This is a genomic window from Haliea salexigens DSM 19537 (assembly GCF_000423125.1).
In the GTDB taxonomy this organism is placed as follows: domain Bacteria; phylum Pseudomonadota; class Gammaproteobacteria; order Pseudomonadales; family Halieaceae; genus Haliea; species Haliea salexigens.
Window position 1 is genome coordinate 169,455 of record NZ_AUHJ01000002.1, and the last position, 25,640, is coordinate 195,094.

Annotated in this window: 29 protein-coding genes; 26 read left to right on the forward strand and 3 right to left on the reverse strand. The window is 64.0% G+C overall.

The window, feature by feature from the left end; translation table 11 throughout:
* The first annotated feature begins 16 nt into the window (after positions 1-16).
* The 26 genes from G533_RS0103515 (at position 17) to G533_RS0103640 (ending at position 23,268) form a co-directional block, all read left to right on the forward strand.
* Positions 17-580 (forward strand): PilZ domain-containing protein, encoded by a 564-nt coding sequence (locus G533_RS0103515; protein WP_035526270.1) that lies wholly within the window; start codon positions 17-19, stop codon positions 578-580.
* A 102-nt stretch (positions 581-682) separates the two neighbouring features.
* A complete protein-coding gene (locus tag G533_RS25220) occupies positions 683-1,786 on the forward strand; it encodes a sigma-54 interaction domain-containing protein (RefSeq protein ID WP_276202562.1) in 1,104 nt (367 codons plus the stop codon).
* 125 nt (positions 1,787-1,911) lie between these two features.
* Positions 1,912-3,045: a sensor histidine kinase gene (locus tag G533_RS20360; RefSeq protein WP_051229931.1), complete on the forward strand. Its 1,134-nt coding sequence runs from the start codon at positions 1,912-1,914 to the stop codon at positions 3,043-3,045.
* Between the two features lie 2 nt (positions 3,046-3,047).
* The gene (locus G533_RS0103530; protein WP_035526273.1) at positions 3,048-4,418 is read left to right on the forward strand and encodes a sigma-54-dependent transcriptional regulator; all 1,371 of its coding nucleotides are present in this window, start codon (positions 3,048-3,050) and stop codon (positions 4,416-4,418) included.
* A gap of 13 nt (positions 4,419-4,431) precedes the next feature.
* On the forward strand, positions 4,432-4,743 hold the full coding sequence (gene fliE / locus G533_RS0103535) for a flagellar hook-basal body complex protein FliE (protein ID WP_027948776.1): 312 nt from the start codon (positions 4,432-4,434) through the stop codon (positions 4,741-4,743).
* Positions 4,744-4,785: 42 nt separating this feature from the next.
* Positions 4,786-6,447: a flagellar basal-body MS-ring/collar protein FliF gene (gene fliF / locus G533_RS0103540; protein WP_027948777.1), complete on the forward strand. Its 1,662-nt coding sequence runs from the start codon at positions 4,786-4,788 to the stop codon at positions 6,445-6,447.
* Between the two features lie 16 nt (positions 6,448-6,463).
* Positions 6,464-7,453, forward strand: coding sequence for a flagellar motor switch protein FliG (gene fliG, locus G533_RS0103545; protein ID WP_240472358.1), 990 nt, complete (start codon positions 6,464-6,466; stop codon positions 7,451-7,453).
* Positions 7,446-8,045, forward strand: coding sequence for a FliH/SctL family protein (locus G533_RS20365; protein ID WP_035526278.1), 600 nt, complete (start codon positions 7,446-7,448; stop codon positions 8,043-8,045). Before fliG ends, G533_RS20365 begins: the two co-directional genes overlap by 8 nt.
* Positions 8,042-9,412 carry a FliI/YscN family ATPase gene (locus G533_RS20370; RefSeq protein WP_051229932.1) on the forward strand — a complete coding sequence of 457 codons (1,371 nt, stop codon included), beginning with the start codon at positions 8,042-8,044 and terminating at the stop codon, positions 9,410-9,412. Before G533_RS20365 ends, G533_RS20370 begins: the two co-directional genes overlap by 4 nt.
* Positions 9,409-9,873, forward strand: coding sequence for a flagellar export protein FliJ (fliJ, locus tag G533_RS20375; protein WP_051229933.1), 465 nt, complete (start codon positions 9,409-9,411; stop codon positions 9,871-9,873). Before G533_RS20370 ends, fliJ begins: the two co-directional genes overlap by 4 nt.
* Positions 9,874-9,907: 34 nt before the next feature.
* Entirely contained in the window at positions 9,908-11,275 is a 1,368-nt protein-coding gene (locus G533_RS0103565; RefSeq protein ID WP_027948779.1) for a flagellar hook-length control protein FliK, read from the forward strand.
* A 212-nt stretch (positions 11,276-11,487) separates the two neighbouring features.
* Positions 11,488-12,021: a flagellar basal body-associated FliL family protein gene (locus G533_RS0103570; RefSeq protein ID WP_027948780.1), complete on the forward strand. Its 534-nt coding sequence runs from the start codon at positions 11,488-11,490 to the stop codon at positions 12,019-12,021.
* Between the two features lie 7 nt (positions 12,022-12,028).
* Positions 12,029-13,000 carry a flagellar motor switch protein FliM gene (locus tag G533_RS20380; protein ID WP_051229934.1) on the forward strand — a complete coding sequence of 324 codons (972 nt, stop codon included), beginning with the start codon at positions 12,029-12,031 and terminating at the stop codon, positions 12,998-13,000.
* A 4-nt stretch (positions 13,001-13,004) separates the two neighbouring features.
* On the forward strand, positions 13,005-13,355 hold the full coding sequence (gene fliN, locus G533_RS20385; RefSeq protein ID WP_035526281.1) for a flagellar motor switch protein FliN: 351 nt from the start codon (positions 13,005-13,007) through the stop codon (positions 13,353-13,355).
* Positions 13,352-13,705, forward strand: coding sequence for a flagellar biosynthetic protein FliO (gene fliO, locus G533_RS20390; protein WP_035526284.1), 354 nt, complete (start codon positions 13,352-13,354; stop codon positions 13,703-13,705). Before fliN ends, fliO begins: the two co-directional genes overlap by 4 nt.
* Positions 13,702-14,463 carry a flagellar type III secretion system pore protein FliP gene (fliP, locus tag G533_RS0103590; RefSeq protein WP_035526287.1) on the forward strand — a complete coding sequence of 254 codons (762 nt, stop codon included), beginning with the start codon at positions 13,702-13,704 and terminating at the stop codon, positions 14,461-14,463. The genes fliO and fliP overlap by 4 nt, the downstream gene beginning before the upstream one ends.
* Positions 14,464-14,471: 8 nt before the next feature.
* On the forward strand, positions 14,472-14,741 hold the full coding sequence (gene fliQ / locus G533_RS0103595) for a flagellar biosynthesis protein FliQ (RefSeq protein WP_027948782.1): 270 nt from the start codon (positions 14,472-14,474) through the stop codon (positions 14,739-14,741).
* Positions 14,738-15,514 (forward strand): flagellar biosynthetic protein FliR, encoded by a 777-nt coding sequence (fliR, locus tag G533_RS0103600; RefSeq protein ID WP_240472359.1) that lies wholly within the window; start codon positions 14,738-14,740, stop codon positions 15,512-15,514. Before fliQ ends, fliR begins: the two co-directional genes overlap by 4 nt.
* Positions 15,514-16,671: a flagellar biosynthesis protein FlhB gene (gene flhB / locus G533_RS0103605; protein ID WP_027948784.1), complete on the forward strand. Its 1,158-nt coding sequence runs from the start codon at positions 15,514-15,516 to the stop codon at positions 16,669-16,671. Before fliR ends, flhB begins: the two co-directional genes overlap by 1 nt.
* 82 nt (positions 16,672-16,753) lie before the next feature.
* Positions 16,754-18,775 carry a flagellar biosynthesis protein FlhA gene (gene flhA, locus G533_RS0103610; protein ID WP_276202563.1) on the forward strand — a complete coding sequence of 674 codons (2,022 nt, stop codon included), beginning with the start codon at positions 16,754-16,756 and terminating at the stop codon, positions 18,773-18,775.
* Positions 18,775-19,908, forward strand: coding sequence for a flagellar biosynthesis GTPase FlhF (gene flhF / locus G533_RS0103615; protein WP_051229935.1), 1,134 nt, complete (start codon positions 18,775-18,777; stop codon positions 19,906-19,908). Before flhA ends, flhF begins: the two co-directional genes overlap by 1 nt.
* Positions 19,909-19,930: 22 nt before the next feature.
* On the forward strand, positions 19,931-20,755 hold the full coding sequence (locus G533_RS0103620) for a MinD/ParA family protein (protein ID WP_027948787.1): 825 nt from the start codon (positions 19,931-19,933) through the stop codon (positions 20,753-20,755).
* A gap of 9 nt (positions 20,756-20,764) precedes the next feature.
* Positions 20,765-21,472 carry an RNA polymerase sigma factor FliA gene (locus G533_RS0103625; protein WP_027948788.1) on the forward strand — a complete coding sequence of 236 codons (708 nt, stop codon included), beginning with the start codon at positions 20,765-20,767 and terminating at the stop codon, positions 21,470-21,472.
* Positions 21,473-21,518: 46 nt separating this feature from the next.
* Positions 21,519-22,253 (forward strand): flagellar motor protein, encoded by a 735-nt coding sequence (locus G533_RS0103630; RefSeq protein WP_035526387.1) that lies wholly within the window; start codon positions 21,519-21,521, stop codon positions 22,251-22,253.
* A 3-nt stretch (positions 22,254-22,256) separates the two neighbouring features.
* A complete protein-coding gene (gene motD / locus G533_RS20395; protein ID WP_035526291.1) occupies positions 22,257-23,060 on the forward strand; it encodes a flagellar motor protein MotD in 804 nt (267 codons plus the stop codon).
* Positions 23,061-23,088: 28 nt separating this feature from the next.
* Positions 23,089-23,268, forward strand: a complete 180-nt coding sequence (locus G533_RS0103640) for a hypothetical protein (RefSeq protein ID WP_027948790.1) — start codon at positions 23,089-23,091, stop codon at positions 23,266-23,268.
* Here G533_RS0103640 and G533_RS0103645 read toward each other — a convergent pair whose 3' ends face one another.
* Genes G533_RS0103645 through pomA form a run of 3 tightly spaced genes read right to left on the reverse strand, consistent with a single transcriptional unit; the run spans position 23,269 to position 25,561 of the window.
* Complete coding sequence (locus G533_RS0103645; RefSeq protein WP_027948791.1) at positions 23,269-23,832, reverse strand: PilZ domain-containing protein; 564 nt, start codon at positions 23,830-23,832, stop codon at positions 23,269-23,271. It abuts the gene before it with no gap.
* Positions 23,833-23,864: 32 nt separating this feature from the next.
* The gene (locus G533_RS0103650) at positions 23,865-24,800 is read right to left on the reverse strand and encodes a flagellar motor protein MotB (protein ID WP_027948792.1); all 936 of its coding nucleotides are present in this window, start codon (positions 24,798-24,800) and stop codon (positions 23,865-23,867) included.
* Positions 24,797-25,561, reverse strand: a complete 765-nt coding sequence (gene pomA / locus G533_RS0103655; RefSeq protein ID WP_027948793.1) for a flagellar motor protein PomA — start codon at positions 25,559-25,561, stop codon at positions 24,797-24,799. Before pomA ends, G533_RS0103650 begins: the two co-directional genes overlap by 4 nt.
* Between the last annotated feature and the right edge of the window lie 79 nt (positions 25,562-25,640).

A 25,640-nucleotide genomic window follows, 5' to 3' on the forward strand; every position in this document is an offset into this window, starting at 1 on the left:
TTGCGGAGCATTGGGCATGAGCAGCAAGAACGCCGGCAACGGCCTTGTCTATAGCGATAACATAGCGCTGTCCTGGAAGCCCGTTGACTACGAGCCGGAGCAGACCCACCTGGCCATGGTCAACGCGTCCAACGAGAGTTTCCTGCGTGCCGTGTCTGCGGTGGGCGATGGGCTCAATACCAAGGACGACACGGACGCGCCGCCCGGCATTCAGCAGGACATTGCCCGGCTCGACCTGAAGCTGAACCTGGTGCTCGATCTGGTCAGCGCGCTGGTGTACCACGAGCTGGATATCCCGCCGGTGAGCGCGGTGCAGGTGTCTGCCGAGCAGGTAAGCTGGAAAGGCGAGGGCCCCCCGGCGGGCGCACGCATTTTTCTGGAACTGTATATTCAACGCGGCTTGCCCAAACCACTGTGTTGCTATGGTGAAGTCATCAGCAGCCCGGAAGAATTGGCGGCCGGTAGCAACACGGTGCGCTTCGTTGGCCTGGCGGGCGCCGCCCGGGTGTGGCTGGAAAAGCTCATCTTCCGTCATCACCGCCGTGAGGTCGCCTACCGCCGTGCCCATAGCGGGGATTAATCGCGCTTTTCGCCGTCAATAAGTTGACAGGTCATCCTCGGCTGCGCAGACTCTGCGCCGTTGGCTGTTCTTCATTTTCCCTGTCTAACTGGATTCATGCAGTTGTCACAGTACCCTGACAATTCGACCCCTATCGTCGGCCCCAGTGCGGCCATGCATGCGATTCGCCGGCTGGTGGCGCAGGTGGCGGGCAGTGATGCCACGGTCCTCATTCTGGGTGAATCCGGTACTGGCAAGGAAGTGGTTGCCCGCGGCATTCATAGCGCCTCGCCGCGCGCCCAGGGGCCGTTTGTGCCGGTGAACTGCGGTGCCATTCCGGCGGAGCTGCTGGAGTCCGAGTTGTTCGGGCATGAAAAGGGCGCATTCACCGGCGCCATCAGCACCCGTCGTGGCCGTTTTGAACTGGCAGCGGGCGGCACACTGTTTCTGGATGAGATCGGCGACATGCCACTGCCCATGCAGGTGAAGCTGCTGCGGGTATTGCAGGAGCGCTGTTTTGAACGGGTGGGCAGTGCCAGTTCGCAGCCCACCGACGTGCGGGTGATTGCCGCCACCCACCAGGATCTTGAGCAGCGCGTTGAGGATGGCCGTTTCCGCGCCGACCTCTACTACCGCCTCAATGTGTTTCCGATTGACGTGCCGGCGTTGCGGGCCCGGCCGGAAGATGTGCCGGTGCTGGTGCAGCACTTTCTGGCCCAGTTGGCGCGTGAACAGCGTGACAGCGTGGCGATTGCGGCGGATGCCATGGCTGCCCTGCAGCAGTACGCGTGGCCGGGCAATGTGCGTGAACTGAACAATCTGGTGGAGCGTTTGGCCATCCTGTTTCCCGGTGCTGAGGTGGGTTTTGCCGACCTGCCGCCGAAGTTCTGCGAAGGCTTCGACCCCACTCAACCGCCCCCGGCGCCCGCGCATATTGTCGAGGGTGAAGCGCCGGACAACGGCGAGCCTCGTGCGCCGGCCCCTGGTGTGTCCCGCGAAGTGCCGGTAGCCGCCTCACAGGCTGAAACCCTGAAACTGGGCCCGGACGGCCTGGACCTCAAGCAGCACCTTGCGGACACCGAGCGCACCCTGCTGCTGCAGGCGCTGGAGCGTAGTGGCTGGGTGGTTGCGCGCGCGGCGCAGTTGCTCGGCTTGCAGCGCACCACCCTGGTGGAGAAGATGCGCAAGTTTGAATTGCAGCGCGATTCGGTGCCGTCAGATTCCTGACGCCGACCGCTGGCAGGCCTTCCGGTTTTATTTCTAAGCTGTTGAAAAATCAATGAATTACACTTTGGGCATGGCTCTTGCTTTCACTGCCGCAATGGCGTGATAGCGCTCGGTGGAACTCGATCATGCAGCAGGCAGTACCCCTCGAAAAACACGACCTGGAAGCGGCTTTTCGCAGTCTTGCCGAGGTCTCACATCAACTGGATGCCTCCTACCGCGACCTCGAATCGCGGGTAGCGCGCCTCAACGAGGAGCTCGCGGCGTCGCGCTCGGCGCGGCTGGATGAGTTGGCCGAGAAGGAGCGTCTGCTGGAGCGGCTGGCATCCCTGATGGCCATGCTGCCGGGCGGTGTCTTACTGATTGACGAGCGCCAGCAGGTGCGGGACGCCAACCCGGAAGCGGTGGCGCTGTTTGGCGAGCCGCTGCTGGGGGAGGACTGGCCCGCCGTGCAGGCGCGCATACGCGAGCGCGAGCCGGAGCGGCATCTCTCGCTGCACAGCCGCCATCTGGCGCAGCAGGGCGAAACGCTGGTGCTGGTGACCGACACCACCGAACTGCACGACCTGCAAGCGCAGGTGGGCCGCGAACAGCGCCTGAGCGCGTTGGGTGAAATGGCGGCGCGGCTGGCGCACCAGATTCGCACGCCTCTGTCGTCCACCACGCTGTATCTGGCGCAACTGCGCCGGCCGGACCTCGCGGTAGCGCAGCGGGAACGTATTTGCGACCGGCTCGCCGAGCGCTTGGTGCATATGGAAGGCTTGATAGAAAGCATGCTGGGTTTTGTGCGCGGTGCGCCCCCACGCACGGAGCTGATCTGCCTGCAGGACGTACTCGGTGACTTTCAGGCGCATGTGCAGGCGCGGCTGCAGGCCGCCGGCGCCACGCTGTCGGTGACGCCGGTGGATCGCACTCTGGCCCTGCGCGGTGATCGCGACGCACTGGCCGGCGCGCTCGCCAATCTGGTGGTGAATGCTATTGAGGCCGGCGGTGCGGCGGTCCATGTGGATGTATGGGCGGGCGCCCTGAATCGCGAGCGCATGCTGTTGCGGGTACGGGACAATGGCCCCGGCGTGGCACAGGAGCTGCGCGAACGTATTTTCGACCCCTTCTTCACCACCCGTTCCACCGGCACCGGCCTGGGCCTGGCGGTGGTGGCGCGCACGGTGAACGAGTTGGGGGGCGAGATCCGCCTGGGCGACAGTCCGCAGGGTGGCGCCGAATTCATTCTGGAATTTCCGGTCGCAGAAGGAGAGGGTTGACTGTGGGAGCCGCGTTGAAAGTTCTGGTGGTTGAAGACGATAGCACGCTGCGGGAAGCGCTGTGTGACACCATCGAGTACGGGGGCTACCGCGTGTGGAGCGCCTGTGACGGCGCAGCGGCATTGCAGCAGCTGGAGCGCCAGCCGGTCGACCTGATCATCAGCGACGTGCAGATGGCCGGGATGGACGGCGAGCGCTTGTTACGCGAGGTGCGCGCCCGCAGCCCGGAGCTGCCGTTTGTCATGATCACTGCCCACGGCTCGGTGCAGCATGCGGTGTCTGCGATGCGCGATGGCGCAACCGATTATCTGTTAAAGCCCTTCGCCGCGGAAGTGCTGCTGGAAATGCTGGCCCGCTTTGAACCGGTACCGGAACCGGCTGTGGCCATGGTGGCGGAAGACCCCGCCATGCAACGGGTGTGTCGCCTGGCAGAGCGCCTGGCGCACAGCGATGCCACGGTGTTGGTCACCGGTGAATCCGGCACCGGCAAGGAAGTGATTGCGCGTTACCTGCACGCCTGTTCCAGCCGTGCCGAGCGGCCCATGGTTGCCATCAACTGCGCCGCCATTCCCGAGAACATGCTGGAATCCATGCTGTTTGGTTATGAAAAGGGTGCCTACACCGGCGCTCACCAGTCGCGCCCCGGCAAATTCGAACAGGCCAACGGCGGCACACTGCTGCTGGATGAAATCTCCGAGATGGACCTGGGCCTGCAGGCCAAGCTGTTGCGCGTGCTGCAGGAACGTGAGGTGGAGCGCCTGGGCGGCAACAAGGTGATCGCGCTGGATGTGCGGGTGATTGCCACCAGTAACCGCAACCTTGCTGAAGCCGTTGCCGCTGGCCGGTTCCGGGAAGACCTCTACTACCGCCTGAGTGTTGTTCCGCTGGAGGTGCCCGCCCTGCGCGATCGCCCGGCGGATATCCTGCCGCTGGCACAGCGCTTCCTGCAGCGTTACGCGCCACCGCGCAGTGGGCTCGCTTTCAGCAAGGCCGCCCTGCAGCGCCTCGCTGCGCACAACTGGCGCGGCAACGTGCGGGAACTTGAAAACTGCGTGCAGCGTGCCAGCCTGCTGGCACCGGGGCCGGAGATCGGTCCGGACGATATCGACTTCGTTGCGGCCATGGTGCCTGCCGCTGCACCGTCTGCGGCACTGACTGCTGCACCCGCCGCGGTGGAAGCCACAGCGCCGCCAGAGCCGCAGCTGGAGGGCGACCTGAAAGAGCGCGAGCGCGAGCTCATCGTGGCCGCGCTGTCGGCGGTGGATGGCAATCGCAAAGAAGCTGCGGAGCGCCTGGGCATCAGCCCGCGCACGCTGCGCTACAAACTGGCGCGCTTCCGTGAACTGGGGTTGGCCGTACCCCGCGCACATTGAGAGAGGACAGGCTATGAGCGAAATGGCAATCAACCAGGTGCTGGCACAGATGCGCAGCATGGCCGCGGAGGCGGGCAGCGAATCTGCCGCGGCTGCCGGCGGTGCCGATTTTTCCAGCTTCATGAAACAGTCCATCGACGACGTCAACCAGGCGATGCAGAGTTCCCGCGAGATGGCCACGGCCTTCGAGGCGGGTGACCCGGGTGTGTCGCTGGCGGAGTTGATGGTGACGGCGCAGAAAGCCAGCCTGGAATTCCAGGCGCTGAGCGAGGTGCGCAACAAATTGCTCACCGCCTACCGCGAAGTCATGAGTATGCAGGTCTGAGCCCTGCTGGTTTATCATGTGCCCTGAGGAGTGAGTTGATCCATGGCAGAGAATAGCGGCGGACTAGTCGCGCGTTTCAACGGTTACAGTCGGCAGCCCATTTCCCGCCAGCTGGCGTTGCTGGTGGGGCTGGCGGCCAGCATTGCGTTGGGCATTGGCCTGGTGCAATGGGTGTTGACGCCCGAATACAAGCCCCTGTTCGGCAGCATGGCCGCCGAGGACACCACAGCGGCCATGTCCACGCTGGATGCCAACGGCATCGACTACCGGCTCGACAATCGCACCGGCATGGTCACCGTGGCCTCCGACCAGGTGCACCGTGCGCGGCTCTTGCTGGCAACCGAGGGCTTCCCGCGCTCCGGCGACATCGGCTTCGACAAGATTTATCAGGAGCAGGAGATTGGCGTCAGCAGCTTTATGGAGCAGGCGCGTTATCACCGTTCCCTGGAACAGGAGCTGTCTCGCACCATCAGCGCTCTGGATGGTGTGCGCGGTGCCCGTGTGCACCTGGCCATGGCCAAACAGAGCGCTTTCCTGCGCCAGCGAGAGCAGCCGGCCGCCTCGGTCGTGTTGCACCTGTACGGTGGCCAGGTGCTGTCTGACCGGCAGTTGGCGGGCATCGTGCACCTGGTGTCCGCCAGTGTGCCCAACCTGCAACCGGAGTCCGTCTCCGTGGTTGACCAGCAGGGCCGGCTGTTGTCGACGCAGGGCAACCCCGATGATTTCGGCTACAGCAAGGAACAGTTCCAGATGGCACAGCAGCTGGAGCAGCGCTACAGCCAGCGGATCGTCGATATTCTGGAGCCCATTCTGGGGCCCGGGCGTGTGCACGCGCAGGTGTCGGCGGACATAGACTTCACCCGCATCGAGCGCACCAGCGAGGTGTACGCGCCGGATACGGTATTGCGCAGCGAGCAAACCTCGGAGGAGATGACCACCCGGATGCTGGAGGGCGGTGTGCCGGGTACGCTGGCCAACCAGCCACCGGAAGACCCGGACGTGCTGGCCCAACCGCCAGAGGCCGGGCTGGTGGAGAACACGGCGCCAACGCGGTCTACTCGCCGCGAAACGCGCAACTATGAAATGGACAAGACCATCAGCCACATTCGCGAAACGCCGGGTACGCTGCAAAAGCTGTCCATAGCGCTGGTCCTGGACCACGTGGAAACCACCGCCGAGGACGGCTCGGTGGAACGGGCGCCGCTGGCACCGGAGCGGGTGGACGAGATTACCCGCCTGGCGCGGGAGGCCGTTGGCTTCAGCGAAGAACGCGGTGATACCGTGAGTGTGATCAATGCGTCCTTCGTGGAGCCGCCCGCCCTGGAAGCGCCACCGGAGCCTTCGCTGCTCGAGGAAGACTGGCTGTGGCGTGTGCTGAAAGGCCTGGGCGTGGCGGCTGGGTTGGCGGCGCTGCTGTTCTTCGTGCTGCGCCCCCTGATGCAGTTTTCAGTGGCGCCGGTGCCGGCGGCAATCGGTCCCTCGGGGCAGCGGGCCCTGGGCAACGACGGCTACGGTGATGCGGGATATGCCCAGGGTGGTGGTGAACTGATGAGCGACGACCAGGTGACACTGGCCGGCGACCGACGCGGCCTGCCTGGCAACACCGGGTACCAGCAGCAATTACAAATGGCGCGCAATGTGGCCGAGGGCGAGCCGGCGCGGGCGGCACATGTGATGAAACAGTGGGTGGCGGGCGATGGCTGATGCCGCAGGAGCAGGTTTGAGCGGCGCGCAGCGCGCGGCGGTATTCCTGTTGGGGGTGGGCGAGGAGTCGGCCACCGCCATCATGCGCCACATGGAGCCGCGTGAAGTGCAGCGCATTGGCGAGGCCATGGCCTCCCTGTCGTCTATCTCCAATGAGCAGGTGGAGGCGGTGCTGGCGGCGTTCCACGAAGACGCCAGTGCGCTGAACCCGCTGGGGCTGGGTGCCTCGGAATTTACCCGGCGTGTGCTGACCAACGCCCTCGGGGAAAGCAAGGCGCGCTCCATGCTGGCGAAAGTGATGCCGGGCAAGCAGCAGACCTCCGGCATTGAAGCGCTGAAGTGGATGGACCCGGGTGCGGTGGCAGAGCTGCTGGAGGACGAGCACCCGCAAATCATTGCCATTGTGCTGGCCTCGCTGGACGAGGATCAGTCGGCTCAGGTGCTGGTCAATATCCCCGAGCCCGTGCGCAGCGAGGCGCTGCTGCGCGTGGCGCGCTTGCAGGTGATTGATCCGGCGGCGATGGAAGAGCTGGATAAAGTGCTGGAAAAGCAGCTGGGCAAGGTACGCAAGACGCCGCCGCGCTCAGTCAACGGCATGACCAGTGCGGCGGCCATTCTCAACAACATCAAGGCGGATATCGAGTCCGAGTTGCTCGGCTCGCTCAAGGAGGCCGATGCCGACCTCGGTGAGAAAGTGAGTGAACTGATGTTCGTGTTTGACAACCTCACGGAGCTGGATGACCGCGGCATGCAGCGCCTGATTCGGGAAATCGCGGTCGACAGCCTGGTGATTGCCCTGAAAGGCGTTGATGACCAGCTGCAGGACAAGTTTTTCAACAACATGTCGTCGCGCGCTGCGGATATGCTGCGTGAGGACCTCGAGGCCAAGGGCCCGGTCAAGCTGGCGGAAGTAGAGGCCGCGCAGAAGGAAATTCTCGCCGTGGCGAGCCGCCTGTCAGATGAGGGCGAGATCACCCTGGGCAAAGGGGGCGACGATTTTGTCTGACGCTGGTCGCCCGCGCAGCTGGCAACCGCCACCGCTGCGGGACGCGGCGCCTGCAGCGGCGGCGCCGCCGGACACCGCGGCGATCGCCGAGCGCGCGCGTGCCGAGGGCTATGCCGCGGGTCATGCCGAGGGACTGGCCGCGGGGCGAGCCAAAGCCGAAGCCACGGCAAATGAACTGGCAGCCCTGCTGCAGAGCATGGCAACGCCATTTCGCCAGCAGGAATCCGGTTTGCTGCGCGAACTCTCCGAGCTGGTGGTACGGGTGGCGACCGCGGTGGTCGGGCGCGAACTGGAAACCTCGTCGGGCACCGTCGATGCGGTGCTGGCCGAGGCGTTGGAACTGCTTGAAGCGGTGGAGGGGCCGGTTGACGTGCATCTGCATCCCGCTGATGCTGCGCTGGTGCGTGAGTGGCTGGCGGACAACCTGCCCAAGCTGGCGGTCACCTTGCATACGGATGCGGCCCTGCTGCGCGGCGGTTGCCGCGTGGCCACCGCGGAAAGTTACGTCGACGCCTCCACTGAGCGCCGTCTCGACGATGTGGTGCGCGCGCTGCGCGAGAGTCGCGGCGCAGTCGGCGGAGCGGAGTCTTGAGCGCGACAGAACAGCTGGGTGTTGAACGGGCGGCTCGCCTGCGGCAGCAGATCAGCAGCCTCGGAGCACGGGTGCAGGCCAACACGCCGATCCGCGAAGGTCGGTTGGTGCGCATGGTCGGTACGCGGCTGGAGGTGGCCGGGTGTACCGGCGCAGTGGGCAGCCGCTGCAGTATCCAGGCGGAGGAAGAGCGCAGCGTGGAGGCCGAGGTTGTGGGGTTCTCCGAAGGGCGCCTGATTCTCATGCCGGAGGGCAATCTGCACGGCGTGATGCTCGGTGCACGGGTGCGCCCGCTGGGCTTCAGCCACCGTGTCGGGGTAGACGAGCATCTGCTGGGCCGGGTGATCAATGGTGCCGGGCATCTGCTGGATGGCGGCCCCACCGTGATGTTTCGCGACTACGCGCCCCTGCGCGGCCCCTCCATCAACCCCCTGGCGCGCGGTTCGGTGCGCGAACCCCTGGACGTGGGTGTACAGGCGATCAATGCCCTGGCGACCATCGGCCGTGGGCAGCGCCTCGGCCTGTTCGCGGGGAGCGGCGTCGGCAAGAGCACCCTGCTGGGCATGATGACACGACACACCGCGGCCGATGTGATTGTGGTGGGGCTGGTCGGTGAGCGTGGACGTGAGGTCCGCGAGTTCGTGGATGAAATTCTGGGGCCGGAAGGGCTGAGCCGTGCCGTAGTGGTGGCGACCCCCGCCGACGATCCACCGCTGATGCGGGTGCACGGCGCCTGGCGGGCCACGGCCATTGCCGAACATTTCCGCCGCCAGGGCAAGAACGTCCTGTTATTGCTGGACTCCCTGACCCGCTTTGCCCAGGCCCAGCGTGAGATCGGCCTCGCCGCCGGTGAGCCGCCGGTGGCCAAGGGTTATCCGCCATCGGTGTTCTCGCTGCTGCCGGCGCTGGTTGAGCGCGCGGGCAACACGCAGGAGGGTTCGATCACCGCCATCTATACCGTGCTGGTGGAGGGTGATGACCTGGCCGATCCGATCGCCGATTCCGCGCGCGCCATTCTCGATGGCCACATCGTGCTCTCGCGCCAGCTGGCGGACTCGGGACTGTTTCCGGCGTTTGATATCGAAGCGTCCATCAGCCGCTCCATGGTCAACGTGGTGGACCCCGCCCAGCTGCAGCTGGCACGCCAGCTCAAGGAGTTGTATGCTGTGTGGCGGGAGAATCGCGACCTGATAACCATCGGTGCCTACGAGCGGGGCACCGACCCGGCCATCGACAGGGCGCTGAGCGCGATTGGCCCACTGCGAGCGCTGATAAGCCAACCCTGGAACGAGAAACGGGATATGCAACACAGCCTCAACGCCATGCTTGAAACCGCCCGTGCCGCCGGCCTCGGAGGCCAGTCATGAGCGCGGTAGACAAGCTCGACAAGGTCGTTACCGTGGCCCGCGCTGATCAGGCCGGCGCGGCGCGCAACCTGCAGGAACAGCAGGCCCACCACAGCCGCAATAACGACCAGCTCAACCAGTTGCAGCGCTTTGCCGACGAATACGAGCAGCAACTGCGCGACATGTCGGCCTCCGGAATGGCGGCCGCGCAGCTGCAGGACTACCGCCAGTTTCTTTCCAATCTGAACGATGCTATTCGCCTGCAACTGAGCACGGTCGCCGAGAGCACCGAGAAGCTCCAGCAACAGCGCGACGACTGGATGCAGAAGTCCTTGCAGACCTCCACCCTGGAAGACTTCGTCGCGCGTCGACGCATCGTCGCCAAAGACCACGCCGAACGCCTGGAACAGCGCGCTGTTGACGAGCGCTTCAACGCCGGTTTTGTGCCACCCGGGCAAGAACCGCCGGGTACTGGCACGTAAATTGCTTTTTCTCCCCTGACACGGGAGACCCACCATGATTACGGTACTGCAAACTCTGCCTGTCGCCAGCTCGGACGCCAACGTTGCGCCCGGGAATACGGCGCAGGACGGGGCTGAAAATGGATTTTCGCAGTTGTTTGCCGCCGCGAGAGCAGGCGCTTCCGACCGGCCGGCCGGCGGCGGCAATACCTCGCGCGATGGCAAGGGCGGCAATGCGGCGTCGTCCGGCGGCAGTGGTTTGCCGCCGGCGTCGGGCAATACCCCGGGCGTTGCAGGGGGCGAGGCTGGTTCGGGCGTCTGGCAACCCTTCACGCTTGCTCTCGAGGGGCTTGCTGAACCCGCCCCGGATGCTGCGGCCGCTGCTGCGGATGCGGCGCTACCCAGCCCCCTGACCGTCTCGACGGAAGCAGCGGCAGCTGAAAGCGTTGTGGGCGCCTCCCCGGTGACACCGCTAACGCTCGCCGAGACAACAGCCGGCGCGGTTGCCAATTCCCTGGCCCTGCCTGATACCGGGGTACTTACCACCGGCGTAGCGGCCACCGGCAGTGCGAGGCTGACAGGGGAAACGGCTGCCGGTGCTCTGCCAGTGACCTCCGGTGAGTTCGCTGAAGGGCCCGCCAAGGCCGGACAAGCCACCTTGCAAGCAGGTGCTCCATCAGCTGGGCAAGCTGCTGCGCAAGCGGCCACCGCACGTGCGGAGGCACTGACGGCCGCAGAACCAACCGCGGCCAGCACGGAGGAAGCCGGCATGCTGGCGGCCGCCGAGCGCCTGCGTGGCGAGGAAGCCACTGCCCTGCAGGCGGCGCGCCAGCGCGCACCGGAGGGTGGCCTTGAACCGCTGCGTGCGGCATTGGCTGCGGGAGGTGGCGAGTCCGCGCCCCCCACGACAGCGCTGAGCGCTACCCAGGGCGCCAACGCCACGGCGGACACGTCCGCCCCCACGGCGCCACGCACACCCGCGCACCTGGCCATGACCCATGCGCCACAGGACGCCGAATTCGCCGGCGAACTGGCCAACCGCCTGCAGGTCTTTGCCCGCAACGGGGGCCACGAGGCGACGCTACAGCTGCATCCGGCGGATCTGGGCCGTTTGCAGGTCTCCATCACCACCGAGGGTGACCAGGCCCGCGTGGTGTTTGTGGCGGATTCCGCAGCCGCTCGGGATGCCATCGAACAGTCCATGCCGCGGCTGCGTGAAATGCTCGCCCAGAGCGGCCTGCAACTCTCCCACAGCGACGTTTCCGGCCAGTTCCAGGGCGGTGCCGACAGCCAGCGTGATGCCCCCGGCCTGCCGCGCACGGCAGGTACGGACGGCCTGGCTGACGGAGCCGTGCCCGGCACGGCCGAACCCGGCGCTGCGCTCGCGTCCACCGGCGTTCGTCTGGTCGACTACTACATTTAACTTCCCCCGATTTTCAGTCTAGTATGCCTGCAGGCTGCCCCGGCAGCCACGCGGGCGCGGGGTGTCAAAATACTGGCACTCGCCGCACACTCTGCGCCTTAACATTCTGTATCTAATAGATTTTTTTATTCTGGTATAGCTTTTGCTTTCAGGGATGTTGCTGACATTTGGCGGCATTCGGCAGGGCTGCCGGTCAGTTGCGAGGAGCAAGCATGGCTGCAAAAGACGATCTCAATCTCGGCAAGGGTAATGGCGCGGACGATGCCGGCAAGGCATCCGGTGGTGGCAAGGGCAAACTGATCGCCATCATCGCGGTGGTTGTGGTGTTGCTCGGTGGTGGTGCCGGGGCAGCCTTCATGCTGCTGGGTAGCAATGACGAGGCCGCCGCCGATGTGGCCGGTGCCGAGCCCGCGGCACCCAAGGAAGAGGAGCGCGAAGCGGTCTACATGCCGCTGGAGAAATTTCTGGTCAACTTCGACCACAAGGGCGGCATGCGCTATATCCAGACCGACATTCAGCTGATGGCCTATGCACCGGAAGTGCTGGAAAAAGCCCAGCGCAACACGCCCGCCGTGCGCAATCGCCTGATCATGTTGCTCAGCGACCAGGATTTCGACGCGTTACGCACGGTAGAAGGCAAGGAGGCACTGCGTCAGGACGTGTTGAACGCCGTGAATGAAGTGCTCAAGATGTCCGGCCCGGATTCAGTGCAGGACGTTTATTTCACCTCCTTTGTGCTGCAGTAGGTAGCGTATGGCTGGCAGCGATCTGCTTTCGGAAGGCGAACTGGATGCACTGACTGGCGACGGCACCGCAGCGAGCGGTGGCTATCGTGCCTTCGACTTCACCGCCCGCGAGCAATCGCTGCTCAACCAGCTGACGCTGCTGCCACCGCTGCAGGAGCGACACGCCGAACAACTGGCACACGGCCTTGAGGACGTGTTCAGTAGTGAGTTCGAGGTAAGCGCTGCGGGATTGCGCGTGCTCGCCTGTGAAGAAGTACTGGTATCCCTGGCGGAAAGCGTGGCGGTCACCACGCTCGATTTGCCGCCGCTGGCGGGGCATTGCCATGTGGTGTGCCCCGCACCGTTATTGTCTCAGTTGGTCAATGATTATTTCGGCGGAGTCCGTGGCGACAGCGTTGCCAACGTGCAGCGCGCCACGCTCACGCCCAGTGAACTGCGGCTGGCGGAACGTGTGGCCGAGCAGGTGGTTGCTGCGCTGGTGGCCGCCTGGGCCGACAAGTTGCCGCTGGAACCTGGCCCGCTCCTCACCGTCCCGCATGTCGACGCCATTGCGTCGCTGCCGCGCGCCGACAAGCTGGTGCAGATGGTGTTTGCAGTGAGCTTGAACGAGCTGACATCCGAGGTGGCCCTGTTGTTGCCGTTTGCGGCGCTGGAGCCCTGGAAACAGCGCTTCAGTGCGCCGCGCAAGTCTGCCACCGAGGAAGTCGGGCAGGGTTGGGGGCCGCATCTGCGGCGCGAACTGCCCGCGGTCAAGGTGGATGTGGCCGTGATGCTTGCCAGCCGCGAGCTGACTCTGGGTGAAGTACTGAGTCTGAAGGTGGGCTCGGTGATCGACCTGGCCGTGCCGGATGAAGTCGACCTCTGCGTGGAAGGCGTGCGCCTGGCCAGTGGACGCTATGGCGCCTACGAGGGCCAAAAGGCCATAAAGATCACAGGTTTTGTCGGCCCCGACGGGCCGACGGGCAAAAGCACAGGATAGAAGCATGAGCGAACAGGACGAACAGGGCACGGGCGAACCGTCAGGCGAGGCACTGCAACAGCTTTCGCCGGGCGCAGCCGGGGGCACGGGTGGCGAGATCAACTTTGATCTGCTACTCGATGTACCGGTGACGTTGTCGGTGGAAATTGGGCGCACGCGGATGTCCATCAAGGACCTGCTGGCGTTGAATCAGGGGGCGTTAGTGGAACTGGACCGCGAGGTCAATGCACCGCTGGACCTGATGGTCAACGGCACACTGATCGCGCGTGGCGAAGTGGTAGAACTGGAAGGACGCTTCGGCCTGCGCCTGATTGACGTGGTCAGCCCCTCCGAACGACTGAAGAAAGTCCGGTGAAAAGTCCGGAACTGTTCAGCGCAGGTTATCTGGTGCAGGTGCTTGGCTCACTGCTGCTGGTATTTTGCTGCATTCTCGGCATGCTCTACCTGATGCGTCGCTTCAGCCGCGGCGGCAGCGGCAGCAGCGCGCGGCTGGCGGTGTTGGCCAGCGCCAGTGTGGGCAGCCGCGAGCGTGTGGTGCTGTTGCGCGCCGGTGAGGAACAGATTCTGCTCGGTGTGGCCCCCGGCAGTGTGAGAACACTGCATGTGTTTGCGGAGCCGGTGATCGTCGAAGCCGCCAGCACACCCCAGCGCCCCGACTTCGCCACCATCCTCAACAGCGTCAACCCGCTTGGGCCACGCAAATGAGCGCGCCGCTGCGTACCGCTTGCGCGGCGCTGGCTGTGTTGCTGGGCGTGCTGCTGCTGCCGGGCCTGGCGCAGGCCCAGGCGAGCATTCCGCTGGTGTCGGTCAACCCCACGCCGGGGGGTGGCAGCAACTACTCCATGAACATCCAGATCCTGCTGCTGATGACGGTGCTCACGCTGTTGCCGGCGGCGCTGATCACCATGACCTCGTTCACCCGGATTCTCATCGTGCTGGCCATTCTGCGCCAGGCGCTGGGCACGGCGCAGACGCCTTCCAACCAGATCATTCTCGGCCTCGCCCTGTTTCTCAGCCTGTTCATCATGGCGCCGGTATTCGATGTGGCCTACCAGAATGCCCTGTTGCCCTACATGAACGAGACCATCGACTTCGACCAGGCGCTGGCGGCGGCGCGAGGCCCGTTCCGTGAGTTCATGTTCGGCCAGACGCGCGAAAACGACCTGATGTTGTTTGCCGAGCTGGGAGGCTACGGGCCCTTCCAGACGCCGGATGATGTGCCGATGGTGGTGTTGTTGCCCTCGTTTCTGACCAGCGAATTGAAAACCGCCTTCCAGATCGGTTTCCTGCTGTTTGTGCCGTTTTTGATCATCGACCTGGTGGTGGCCTCCGTGCTGATGTCAATGGGTATGCTGATGCTGTCGCCGATGCTGGTATCGCTGCCCTTTAAACTCATGCTGTTTGTGCTGATCGACGGCTGGACGCTGGTGGCGTCCACCCTGGTCAACAGTTTCGTGGTGTAGGAGGCGCTGTGTCCCCGGAAACAGTACTGGATGTCGGCATGGATGCGTTGTGGCTGGCGGTGCTGCTGGCGGCGCCGCTGCTCTTGTCTGCCCTCGCGGTGGGCCTGCTGATCGGTATTTTCCAGGCGGCGACACAAATCCAGGAAATGACTCTGAGCTTCATTCCCAAACTGATCGCGCTGGTGGTGGCGCTGTTTGTCGCCGGTCCCTGGATGCTGCAGGTGGCCATCACCTTTACCCAGCGCCTTTACACCGAGATCCCGGGGATGTTGGGGTGAGTGGCCTGCCGCTCGATATCGATCAGGTGCTGGCCGCCATGCAGCTCTACTACTGGCCGTTCCTGCGTGTGTCAGCACTCATGCTGGTGGCACCGATATTCAGCGCCGCCAATGTCACCGTGCGTGTACGCGTGCTTTTGGCAGTATTGATAGCCGCGCTGGTGGCACCGCTGATGCCGGTGGCGCCCGTGACAGATCCGCTCAGCGGTGCGGGAATTCTGCTTGCCGCGCGAGAGGTGGCGATTGGTGCCGCCATGGGTTTCGTGATGCAAATGGTATTTGCCTCGGTGGTGGTGGCGGGGGAGACCCTGGCCATGAGCATGGGCCTGGGTTTTGCCATGTCGGTTGACCCACAGAACGGCGTACAGGTGCCGGTGGTCAGCCAGTTTAATACTATCCTCTCCATTCTGCTGTTTCTGGCGATCGACGGTCACCTGTTACTGCTCTCGGCGTTCGGCGACAGCCTGGTGCTGTTGCCGCCCGGGCAGCCGGGATTTGACCCCGGTACCTTTGCCAACCTGGCGGGATTGGGTGGTGGCATTTTCGCCAGCGCGCTGGTGCTCGCGTTGCCGGCGCTGACCGCCGTGCTGATGACCAATATAGCGCTGGGTGTGATCACTCGAGCCGCGCCGCAGTTGAATATCTTCGCGGTCGGCTTTCCAGTCACCATTCTGGTCGGCTTCACTTTTCTACTGCTCGGTATGCCGGCATTTATCGCGGCCATGCGCCGTTTTCTGGAAGCCGGCATTGAACAGACGCTGATGGTGTTCTGATGGCAGACGAGCAGCAGTCCGGTCAGGAGCGCACAGAAGAACCCACCGAGCGCCGCAAACAGGAAGCGCGGCGCAAGGGGCAGGTGCCGCGCTCCAAGGAACTCAACACGACCATCACGCTACTGGCCGCCGCCGCCAGCCTGTTGACCCTCGGCCCGGCCATGGTGGACGGCCTGTTTCGCTTGGCCGCGGAGGCGTTTGCGGCAGACCGGGAGCTGGCGTTCAACGCGGTGCACCTGCCGGTACACTTCATGCACATGATGTCCTCAGCGGTAGTGTTGCTGGCGCCTTTCCTGCTCGTGTCGCTGGTGGCCGCCTTCGCCGGGCCGCTGTTGATGGGGGGCTGGGCGTTCTCCGCTGAATCGATGACCTTCAGCTTCGACAAGATCAACCCGGTCAAGGGGCTGGCGCGCGTGTTCTCGCTCAAGGGCCTGTTGGAACTGGCCAAGGCGCTGATCAAGTTCCTGCTCATTCTGGCGGTGACCTTTGCCCTGTTCGGCCTGCTGCAGCGGGACATCCTCCAGCTCAGCAGCCTGTCGCCCGGTGCTGCCAGCCAGTCGACGGCGGCCCTGCTGGCCTGGAGCCTGCTGCTGCTTAGCGCCTCCATGGCACTGATTGCCCTGTTCGACGTGCCCTTCGAACTGTGGGACTTCCACCGCAAGTTGCGTATGACGCGGCAGGAAATACGCGACGAGATGAAAGAGACCGACGGTCGGCCCGAGATCAAGCAGCGCATCCGCACGCTGCAGCGCGAGGTCTCCCAGCGGCGCATGATGGCCGATGTGCCCACCGCCGATGTGGTCATCACCAACCCTACGCACTACGCAGTCGCCATTGCCTACAGTGCCGAGGGCAGCGGCGCACCGCGGGTGGTGGCCAAGGGGCGCGACCTGATCGCGCTGCACATCCGCAGCGTGGCCGGTGCGCACCAGGTGCCGATGTACGAAGCGCCCCTGTTGGCGCGGGCACTGTATGCCTCCACGGACATCGGAGCGGAAATCCCGCGCGGGCTGTATCTGGCTGTGGCCCGAGTGCTGGCCTACCTGTTCCAGTTGCGTCGCGCGGGGCCCACGGACTACGTACCACGCCCCACGGCACTGGAAATTCCCCCGGAGTATGAAGACCTGATGAACGAGGATGCCACCGATGGCGAATGACAACGCCGCCGCAGTAGCGCCGGGCGCCCCGGGGTTGTCCTGGCAGACTGTACTGACTGGTGCCGGCACGCCAATTGTGCTGATGCTGATGCTGGTGATGATCGTATTACCGCTGGCGCCGTTGGTACTCGACCTGTTGTTCACCTTCAATATCGCCCTGGCAATTATTGTGCTGATGGCCGCGGTGTATTCCTCGCGACCGCTGGATTTCGCGTCCTTCCCCACGGTGCTGTTGATTGCGACCCTGTTGCGCTTGGGCCTGAACGTGGCATCCACCCGGGTGGTTCTGCTTGAAGGGCACACCGGTACCGCCGCTGCGGGCCGGGTGATTGAAGCCTTCGGTGAATTCGTGGTGGGCGGCAGCTACGCGGTGGGTCTGGTGCTGTTTACCATTCTCGTGGTCATCAACTTCGTGGTGGTGACCAAGGGTGCAGGGCGGATTTCGGAAGTCACCGCGCGCTTTACCCTGGACGCCATGCCCGGCAAGCAGATGGCGATTGACGCCGACCTGAATGCCGGCCTGATCAGTCAGGACGAGGCCCTGCGCCGTCGCGAGGAAGTGTCGCAGGAGGCCGATTTCTACGGGGCCATGGACGGTGCCAGCAAGTTCGTGCGCGGCGACGCCATAGCCGGCATTCTCATTCTGCTGATCAACGTGCTCGGCGGTATCGCCATTGGCATGCTGCAGCACAACCTGAGTGCCACGGATGCGGCGCAGAACTACACCCTGCTGACCATTGGCGATGGCCTGGTGGCGCAAATTCCCTCCATGCTGCTCTCCACGGCGGCGGCGATCATCGTCACCCGCGTGTCCAGCGCCCAGGACATGGGGGCCGAGGTGACACTGCAGCTCACCTCCAACCCGCGTATTCTCTTTGTGGCCGCGGGTATTATCGGCCTCATCGGTTTCGTGCCAGGCATGCCCGGCGTGGTCTTCGTACCGATCGCCGCATTGCTGGGTGTCATGGGCTATCTGCGCTGGCAGTCACAGCAGGTGGGCGCAGTGGAACCTGAGCCGGTGCGACCCGAGCGCAGCCCGGAAAATACGGAGCTTAGCTGGGATGACGTGGCCGAGGTGGATGAAATCGGCCTGGAGGTGGGCTACCGGCTCATTTCCCTGGTTGATCGCAACCAGGGTGGTGATCTGCTCAGTCGTATCAAGGGCGTGCGTAAAAAGCTGTCTCAAGAGCTGGGTTTCCTGGTGCATTCCGTGCACATACGCGACAACCTCGACCTGTCTCCCAATGCCTACCGCATCAGCCTGCACGACGTGGTGGTGGGGGAGGGCGAGGTATTTCCCGGCCGTGAGCTGGCCATCAACCCGGGGCAGACGTTTGGCGACCTCGAGGGTGTGGCCACGCGCGACCCGACATTCGGTCTGGATGCCGTGTGGATCGATCCGGGCCAGCGCGGCGACGCCCAGACCAAGGGCTATACCGTGGTCGACAGCAGCACCGTTATCGCCACCCACCTGAGCCAGCTGCTGAAGAACCACGCACGCGAGCTGATTGGCCAGGACGGCGTGCAGCAGCTGCTGGACAAACTGGCCCGCTCCTCGCCCAAGCTGGTGGAAAACCTGGTACCGAGTGCCATGTCGCTGGGCGAGATGACGCGGGTATTGCAGAACCTGCTGGAGGAGGGGATTCCGGTGCGTGATATGCGCACAATCGCCGAAGCTTTGGCGGATCAGTCGGGCAAGGGTCAGGATTCTGACGCTTTGACCGCTAAAGTCCGCATTGCCCTGGGCCCCTCCATCTTCCAGAACATCAATGGCACCGCGGATGAGATGTCGGTGATGGCGCTGGACTCGAAACTGGAACAGATCTTGCTGGGTTCTATTCATCAAGGTGCGGGCGGGCTTGAGCCGTCCCTGCTGGACAGTGTGATTCGCCAAGTGCTGGAGGCGTCCGCGAAGCTGGAAGCCGAAGGCAAGAACCCCGTGCTGCTGGTGGCGGGCAATATCCGCTTGTTCCTGTCGCGATTGCTGCGTGGACGCATGGCGAATTTCTACATACTGGCCTACGACGAGATACCGTCGACCAAGACGATCAAGGTGGTTGCCACCATCGGCGGTAGTGCCGGTGCCCTACAGGGAGCGAAATGATGAACATACGACGATTCAATGCCCGGGACAGCCGCAGCGCGTTGGCGCTGGTGCGCGAAGAGCTCGGCGCGGAGGCGGTGATCTTGAGCAACCGTCGCGTTGCCGATGGTGTTGAAGTGGTGGCGGCCTGCAACCTGGAAGCGGTGGAACAGGCTGCAGCGGTCAGCGAACAGCCCGCTGCTGTGGTGGCGCCACCGGTCGAGAACGAACTCGGCATGGCGCAGTTGCAGAACGAACTGGCCAACCTGCGCTCTCTGCTGGAAACCGAGCTGCAGCAGCGCAACTGGCGCGACAGCGCCGCCAAGGCACCGGTTCGCGCCACGCTCAACCAGCGGCTGGCGCGGATGGGTTTCTCCCGCGCGCTTAGCGAAGGCATTACCGATGCCCTGCCGGCCAGCGGTGGGCTGGAGGCGCTCTGGCAGCGCACCCTGGCCGCGCTCGAGGCGCGCCTGCTCACCCTGCCGGACGGCCTGCCCGGTGGCACCCGCGTGGTGGCCTGCGTGGGCACCACCGGCGTGGGGAAAACCTCCACCATCGCAAAGCTGGCGGGCCGCGCGGTACTCAGTCACGGCCGCGAACAGGTGGGACTGATTACCATGGACCAGTACCGCATAGGCGGCCAGGAGCAGCTGGCGACCTTCGCGACACTGCTGGATGTGCCGCTGCAGAGCGTCAGCGACGGCCCCGAGCTCTATGCCGCGCTGCGCGACTTCCGCAATCGTCGCCACATTTTTGTCGACACCGCCGGCATGGGCCAGCGCGACCCCCGCCTGCTGCAACAGATCGAGGTGCTGCGCCACAGCCCCATCCCGGTGACGGTGCTGGGCGTACTGTCAGCCTCTGTCGGTGTGGCGCCCACACGCGAGCTGGTGCATTCCCTTGGAAGGCAGGGCTTGAGCGGTGCTATCATCACCAAGCTGGACGAGGCAGCGGGTGTGGGTGGTACTCTGGACACTCTGATCCGCGCCCAGTTGCCGGTGGCGTATACCAGCAGCGGGCAACGCGTGCCGGACGACCTGCAGCCAGCCAGGGCAGGGGAGCTGATTGCCCTGGCAGCAGATTGGCTGCGACAGCGGCGGCGAGCGGATGCGGTGCCGTCCTCACGGGCTGGCATGACAGCCATGGCAAGTTGAATGAACAACAGGAAAACCTGACATGGGCGAACAGGCCCCCACGAATGTTATTGCAGTAACCAGTGGTAAAGGGGGGGTGGGCAAGACCAACGTCTCCGTGAACCTTGCTGCGGCACTCGCCCGTCAGGGGCAATCAGTCCTGTTATTCGACGCCGACCTCAGCCTGGCTAACGTCGATGTCGCCTTGGGCCTGCGCCCGAAGTGGGATATCAGCCATGTGCTGTCCGGCGAGAAAACGTTGCAGGAAATTCTTCTTCCCGGGCCCGGCGGCATTACCGTGGTGCCCGCGAGTTCCGGGGTAGCGCGCATGGCCAATCTGGCGCCAGCCGAGCAGGCGGGGCTGGTGCAGGCCTTCAGTGAGCTGGAACAACCGGTGGATACGCTGATCGTGGACACCGGCGCTGGCATCGACCCCACCGTGCTGACCTTCACCAGCGCCTGTCAGCGCGTGATTGTGGTGGTCTGCGACGAACCCACCTCGCTGACCGACGCCTATGCCCTGATCAAGGTGCTCAACCGGGACTGTGGCGTCAAACGCTTCGACATCCTGGCCAATATGATGGACTCCGAGTGGCAGGGCCGGCAGCTGCTGGCCAAGCTGTGTAATGTCACCGATACCTACCTCGACGTGAATGTGCGCTGGCTGGGCAGCGTGCCGCGAGATGAATACCTGCGCAAGGCGGTACAGGCACAGCGCGCAGTGGTGCTGGAGTACCCGCGCTCGTCTTCGGCGCGTGCCCTGCTCGAGATTGCCGCGCGCATCAGTGCGGAGCCGCCGCAGCCCATGGGCGGCGGGATGGCATTCTTCATTGAGCGTATGCTTGCCGCCAGGGAAAAAACAGGCTGACGCCGGCTCATGGATCGCACAGCCGCCTATCAACACGTAGCGCAGACCGGTGTCGATGCGCTCGTGCGCGAGTATTTGCCACTGGTCAAGCAGATAGCCCTGCGCCTGGCGGCAAAACTGCCGGCCAGTATCGAGCTGGACGACTTGATGCAGGCGGGGCTTATCGGCCTGCTGCAGGCGCGTGAGCAGCACGACCCGGAACAGGGGGCGAGCTTTGCCACTTACGCCGGCATACGCATCAAGGGCGCCATGCTGGATGAGCTGCGCGGCAGCGACTGGCTGCCACGCAGTGTGCAGAGCAACCTGAGCCGGGTGGCGCAGGCCATCAACAGCGTGAGCCTGCGCGAAGGCAGGCCGGCCCGGGAGGCGGAAATCGCCGAGGAGCTGTCGCTGTCGCTGGCCGAGTACCAGAGCCTGGCGGGGGAACTGGCCTGTGCCCGCATGTGCCAGCTGGATGATGATGTCGCCCTGTCCGCCGGGGATGAGCAGGTCGACCCTCTGCGCCAGGTGGGCGAGGCGGGCTTTCATGAGGCGTTGCAGCAGGCGGTGGCGCAACTTCCGGAAAAAGAACAATTGATGATGTCGCTGTATTATGGCGATGGCTTGAACCTGAAAGAAATCGGCCTCGTGCTCGGTGTCTCCGAGTCGCGGGTATCACAGTTGCACGGTCAGGCGGTAGCCCGCCTGCGTGTAGCCCTCGAAGCGTGGAAAGAGTGAGGAGAGGCTAGTGGCTGGGAAGCCCGGTTCGCGCGTGTCCTTCGACATGCTTACCCTGCTGGGTGTTACCCTGGCGGTGGGCGTGATTGTGGTCGGCAACATGCTGGAGGGCGGTGAGGTCGGTGCCCTCATGCAGCTCACCGCCTTCATGATTGTCGCGGGGGGTACCCTGGGTGCGGTAATGGTGCAAACACCCCTCGCCGACTTCGCGCTGGCCTTGCAGCGCCTGCGCTGGATTGTATTCCCGCCGAAGTTCCCGCGCGAGGCGCTGATGGAGGAGGTGCTGGGCTGGAGCCGCACCGCACGCCGTGATGGCCTGCTGGCGCTGGAAAAGCTCACTGCCGGTGGCACCGACGCCTTCGTCAACAAGGGCCTGGGCCTGTTGGTGGACGGCTTTGATCCGGATGTAATTCGCGGGGTGCTTGAGGTGCAGGTCGACAACGCCCACGTGCGCGAGGCCCGTGCGGCGCGTGTATACGAAGCCATGGGCGGCTACTCGCCAACCATCGGTATTCTCGGCGCCGTGCTCGGCCTTATCCACGTCATGCAGAACCTGTCAGACCCGGAAGAGCTGGGCGCGGGCATTGCGGTGGCTTTTGTTGCCACCATCTACGGGGTCGGCTTTGCCAACCTGTTTTTCCTGCCCATTGCCAACAAACTGAAATCGATCGCGGCGGAGCAGCTGCAGTACCAGGAGATGGTGATTGACGGTATCGTCATGATTGCCGATGGCGACAACCCGCGCGCGATCAGCAGCAAGCTTGAAGGGTATTTGCAATAGCTTATGCGCCGCCGCCGTCCGCCCGAGATATCCGATAGCCAGGACCGCTGGCTGGTGTCGTATGCGGACTTTATCACCCTGTTGTTCGCCTTTTTCGTGGTGATGTACTCCCTGTCCACGGCCAATGAGGGCAGCTACCGGGTGTTGTCCGACTCGATTGTTACCGCGTTTGGCGCTCCCCAGCGTTCATTGGATCCGATCCAGGTCGGCGAGCTGGTGCGCAGCTCGGTGCCGGCGGAACAGGTGCCGGCGAACCTGGCGCAGAACTCCATTTCCGTGCCGCTGCGCGTGCCGTCTGGCACGGATGAGGCAGAGCAGGGCGGCGCCGACCTCAATGCCCTGGCGGGCACCCTGAGCGGTGAGGTGGAAAGCGAACTAGCCTCCCAGCAAGTGCGTGTAGCCGTGGACGATGCCTGGGTGGAGCTGGAAATCGATTCAACGTTGTTGTTTCCCAGCGGTAGCGGCGTACTCCTGGCGCGCGCGGTGCCTGTGCTGAGCCGTATTGCCGGCGTACTGGCTCCCATCCCCAACCGCGTACGCGTGGAGGGCTATACCGACAACGTGCCCATCCGCAATGACCTTTTTCCCTCCAATTGGGAATTGTCCGCCGCGCGGGCGTCCTCGGTGGTGCGCCTGTTCGAAAGCAGCGGCATTGATCCCGCGCGCCTCTCTGCGGTAGCCTTTGGGGAGCAGAATCCGTCGGCAAGCAATGAGACCGAAGCCGGAAGAGCCGAAAACCGGCGCGTGGTATTGGTGGTGCTGGCGCTGAACACAGGCGTTAACGACGAGCGAACGCAGGCCCGCTAGCCCGGGGCTGCGGTCAGCGGGAGGTCCCATGGTAGAGCCGGTGGACGACCGGGGGCTTACCCCCCTGACGCGGATACGCCCGGTCAAGCGCGACGACAAGCCGCGCAAGCAACCCGCACAACCCGCTGCAGAGGATGAGGCGCCGCCGGCGCCACAAACCTCGCAGCGTAAAAAACGTCTCGGCGGAAATATCGATGAGCGCGCCTAGTCAGTGATTATCGGCGAGTAACATGCCCTGTTTCTGCACCACGTGGCGGATGAGTTCTTCCTGCTGGTCGGTGTCCTCGCGAAATTCTACCCGCGTCCAATAGCCCTGACCGTTGGCAACCGGCTCTGGCGCCGCGACAACCTTCCCCAGGAGATGCAGGGGGGCGTGCGATGGCAGCAGGCGGATCTCGATCGTCACGGCCGTATTCTCCGGCAGCAGCTCGCGCGCCTCAAAGGCAATACCCGTGCCGCTCAGGTTGACCTGCATATGCTGGTAGGACACCGGCCCCGTGCTGCTTTCTGCCTCACCGGCAAGTGAGCCCAGAACGGAGATCTTGCGATTGAGCAGGCCGAGCGCCCGCGCGACGTCGGGGTCGGCCGACCACACGCGATTGATAGTCTGGTTCAGCTCGCGGTCGATCTCGGCGAGTATGGCGCCTGCGGCGAGCTCAACTCCAACCCCACGCGAATCCTCGTCCTCGCTGCCGGCGTCTACGCGGTAGTGCAGCAGAATTTCATCGTTTATCCGGTAGTACTTTCTGCGCTCAACGCTGGGTGTTGTCATGGTCTGTGGTCCGCATGCAATAGTGATCCGGCTCAGCGCCCCGCACCAACGCCGAGTATGTCCAGAATTTCCGGGTTGCCTTCAAGGATGCTGTCCAGGCCAGTCTCCGACGCGCTTTCAGCCCCCTGGCGGATAACCAGCTCTACGCGGCGGTTGAGTGCGCGCCCGGCAGGGTTATCGTTGAAGGTAAAGGGCCGCGTGTCGGCGTAACCGACGACCACAATACGCTCGTCCGAGAGCACGCCACCTTCCAGCAACTCATGGGTGACCGACAGCGCGCGGGTAGCTGACAGCTCCCAGTTGGAGCGGAACTGGCCGCCGCTGATGGGCACGTCATCGGTGTGCCCCTCTACGGAAATCTTGCCGGGAATGGTCGCCAGCGCGTCCCGCAGCCGCACCATGACCGGCAGAAAATCCTGGTTCAGTACGGCTGATCCAGAGGGGAAAGAGCCGTTTTCCCGAATGCGTACCACAATAGAGCGCTGGTTGGTTTCGATGTCCACCTTGCCGGTATTCAGCTCTTCCTGCAGGATCTCGCGCAACTCGTCTGCGTCCTGCTGCGTTTCCAGCAGCAGGGATTCAATCTCCTGCTGCACAATTTCCCGCGCCTCATCGTCGCTGAGGTCGCGCGGCGGGGCGTCCGGGTTGCCCACTTCCAGCGAAGGCCTGGTGGTGTCCGCCGTGACCTGCTGGATGGTATCCACAGGGCTCGGGTCCGGTTTGCCGGGGCTGAACTCCTGGGCGATGATGCTGGTGCCTTTCGGGATGTCCTCCACCTTCACCTGTTGTTGCACACCGAAGGCGTTTTTCATTGAGCCGGCAATCTGTTTGTACTTCTGCACATCCATCTCGGAAAACGACAGCAACAGGACGAAGAACCACATCAACAGGGACATGAGGTCGGCGAAGGTCGCCATCCACATGGGCGCGCCCGGTTTGGACTCTTCTTCTTCCTCGAAGTCGATCATGCCGCTTCGGCTTCCTTGTTGCGCTCCTTGGGCTCCAGGTAGGCTTTCAGCATGGATTCGATAATGCGCGGGTTCTGGCCTTCCTGAATCGCGAGCACGCCGTCGATGCACATGGCTTTAATGCGTCCTTCCTGGGCCTTGCGCAGGTCCAGTTTGTCGGCAATGGGAATGGCGACCATGTTGGCGAGCACCGCGCCATAGAGAGTGGTGAGCAGGGCTACGGCCATGGCGGGGCCGATGGATTTGGGGTCATCCATGGAGGAGAGCATTTGCACCAGGCCGATGAGGGTACCGATCATGCCCATCGCCGGGGCGACATCGCCGGTGGCAGAGAACACCTTGGAGCCCCATTTGTGGCGATCGATGGTCTGCTGCAAGTCCTTGCTCATGACGGCACTCACCACCTCGCGGTTGTTGCCGTCGATCAGCATGCGCACGCCATCGCGCAGGAACTCGTTGTTGATCTCCGCGTTTTCCAACGCCAGCATGCCTTCCTTGCGGGCGATTGTGGCCAGCTCAACCACTTGTGTGATGAGGTCTTCAGGTTCATCCAGCTTGAACATGAAGGCCCGCGCTGCCACCTTGAAGGCGCCGAAGAACTGACCGAGCGTGAATTTCATCATCACGACGAGTGCAGTGCCACCGAGCACGATGAGAATGGAGGGGACGTTCATGAAGATGATCGGCGAGCCACCGGTGATGATCGCCGCCATCACCACACCCATGGCGCCCACCAATCCAAGCAGTGTTGCCAGATCCATAAAGCCGTATCTCCGAGGTCTTCTGGAGGCGAACCGCCTCAATTCCGTTTGTAACGCCAAGCTCGCTGTGCAACAGGAG